Source organism: Helicobacter sp. UBA3407 (assembly GCF_949747025.1).
Lineage (GTDB): Bacteria > Campylobacterota > Campylobacteria > Campylobacterales > Helicobacteraceae > Helicobacter_D > Helicobacter_D ganmani.
This window is the reverse complement of sequence record NZ_CATKCB010000237.1, coordinates 1-2,324: the sequence shown is the minus strand read 5'-3', so window position 1 is coordinate 2,324 and position 2,324 is coordinate 1. Positions and strand designations below refer to the sequence as shown.

The window sequence follows — 2,324 nt, the reverse complement described above, 5'->3', positions numbered from 1 at the left end:
TTGTGAGCTTGCTCGCATAAGCAGTCCATACTTTAAAATCTCTCTGATTTCAGCAAGAGATTCTATATGTAAATCCAACACAAAAATAAATATGCGTTTGTGTCTGGGTAGTGATTCCTTGTTGATATTTACCAAAAAAATAGATAGGAATTTGCTATAGTGGGAGACATTCGCGGAGTATGAATTTTGGATTCCGCATTAAGGATATCAGGAGATAAAACTCCCGTTCCTGCTATTGCGACACTTTTTAGAAAACTACTGCGGTCTAGCTTTTTTATCTTGCACACCTTATTCCAAAATAACACCCATTTTTGAAAGAGCCTTGCCTAGTTTATTTACTGCTTCAGCAAGTGCTTTATACCCTCAATCGACTGCGGCATTAGCAAATTGTAATCTTCCCATTGCTAAAGAAACTAAACCTATGTTAATTTTAAGAATTTTCATTTTGTGTCCTTTATTTTTTGTAAGTTTTTTATTAAAAATACAATTATGATAAATGATTTGCGAGTTTTTGAGGAATCGCAGTGTATTTTGAAGCAGAAAATCAAACAAAATTTGATAAAATTTTCAATATGCTTGAGGAGCAAAAAATTAAATATGAGATAAAGAATCAAAGTTATAAATTGTAACAATATAATTCTCAATAAAATAAATGGTTAAAAGAACTTAAAAATGAAAAACAATCCAAAAACTTTAACTCCACTTAAAGAAAAATTTTTTGTTGCCTTGCGATATTGGTTTTTTAAGTATTTTACAAATATGATAGCACCTATTTTCTATAAACTTAGCAAACCTCTTCCGCCTCATTATCAATTCTACTTTATCACTTATCACGCCATAGGACACAATGCTATGATGGATTTTTTAAAATATTGTGGCGTTTCTATCAATGGAGATTGCCAAGAAATAAGTAGTCTTGAGAGATATAAGAAAAATTACGAAACACTATCTAGATTCCACACCCATTGCCCTCTTGCTCTTTGTGAATACAATTTTAAAGATTTTTACCAATACACACATCTTTTAAACGCTAGAGTGCCTGCTCTCCTTCTAGTGCGCGACCCAATCTCTGTTTTAAAGTCTTGCATTAACTTTGTTGCAACCCCAAAAGAAAAAACAATAAATGGGGGGACAAAATAAACTCTTGAATATTTGCAATATAGTGCTTACAATCCTAAAACCAAAGAATTTCATCTTGCTAACTCTCCTTGCCTTGACAACATAGAATCCTATGTAACCCGATATCAAAATAAAAAAGTATTGCATTCTCTATTTATCTTTGATAAACTCCTCTCTAGCGTGCCACAGATTACACAAAAATATTATATAGATATGAAAGAAATACAAACAACAATGCAGTTTTTAAGCCAAAAGCTTGGTTTTCCCTCTCCAAAGTAAGAAGATAAACATCTCTTTGAAAGACAAGTTTATGCACATTTGTATTTTATTTTTCCTCTAAGTCTTGTGATTTTCACAAAAGATTTTGAAATCAAACTCTTACTCGCCAACCGCACAAAACACACAAAAGGTATAGATATGACAGAAAATCTTATGCCGCTCTCTTATCAAAGGAATCCAAACTTGGAAAACTGCAAAGTCTTTATCCAAACACACAAAGAAGCACAAGAAATTTCTAAGCATTTTGCGCAAATCCAAGCAGAATTGATTACCACATTAGAAGCAATTTTACAAATTGTAGAATTAAAAAATCAAAAAACACTAAGTGAAAAAGATATTTTAGAATATTTCAAATCCAATCTAAAGATTGTAAGAGATTTCAAAGAAATTTTAGAGATTGATTTACAAGATTTGAAGCGAGAAAGACCGAATATTATAGAATCTTGGAAATATTATCAGGAGTTTATAAGAATATGTGAAGAATTAGATAGAGAACAAGTATCATAAAAGTCGTATTTCCCCTTGTCATTGCGAGAAATTGTCAGCCAATGCAACTTCGTGGCAATCTATAATTTTAAATTTAAGAAAATCAAACAATGGAATCGCAAAAAAGATTAAAGGCGAAATTTTGGATTATAAATTTATTAGTGGGCAAATCACATAGTTTTCAATTTCAACGATTCATAATAATATAAAAAAGCAAAATCTCAAGCAAACTAGAAATATTTAATAAAAAATAAGAATAAGGAGAAATATTAAAAAAGAATAATCTCTGAAAACTAAGCAGGAAAAGAACAACTTAAACTAAAAGAAACGAATCTTTAGTCTTTTCTCTTGAAAGGAGGTGATCCAACCGCAGGTTCACCTACGGTTACCTTGTTACGACTTCACCCCAGTCGCTGCATCCGCCGTGGGCGGTAGCCAGT

General features: G+C 31.6%; 2 protein-coding genes, 1 rRNA gene and 1 pseudogene. 3 read left to right on the top strand and 1 reads right to left on the bottom strand.

The window, feature by feature from the left end; genetic code table 11:
• The first annotated feature begins 672 nt into the window (after positions 1 to 672).
• The 3 genes and pseudogenes from Q1553_RS08150 to Q1553_RS08140 all read left to right on the top strand — a co-directional run.
• Entirely contained in the window at positions 673 to 1,140 is a 468-nt protein-coding gene (locus Q1553_RS08150; RefSeq protein ID WP_300761714.1) for a hypothetical protein, read from the top strand.
• A gap of 12 nt (positions 1,141 to 1,152) precedes the next feature.
• On the top strand, positions 1,153 to 1,398 hold the full coding sequence (locus Q1553_RS08145; protein WP_300675822.1) for a hypothetical protein: 246 nt from the start codon (positions 1,153 to 1,155) through the stop codon (positions 1,396 to 1,398).
• Positions 1,399 to 1,410: 12 nt separating this feature from the next.
• Positions 1,411 to 1,905, top strand: a pseudogene (locus Q1553_RS08140) (DUF2972 domain-containing protein); the annotation flags it as partial.
• A 330-nt stretch (positions 1,906 to 2,235) separates the two neighbouring features.
• On the opposite strand, the gene Q1553_RS08135 reads toward Q1553_RS08140, so the two are convergent.
• Positions 2,236 to 2,324, bottom strand: a 16S ribosomal RNA gene (locus Q1553_RS08135); the annotation flags it as partial.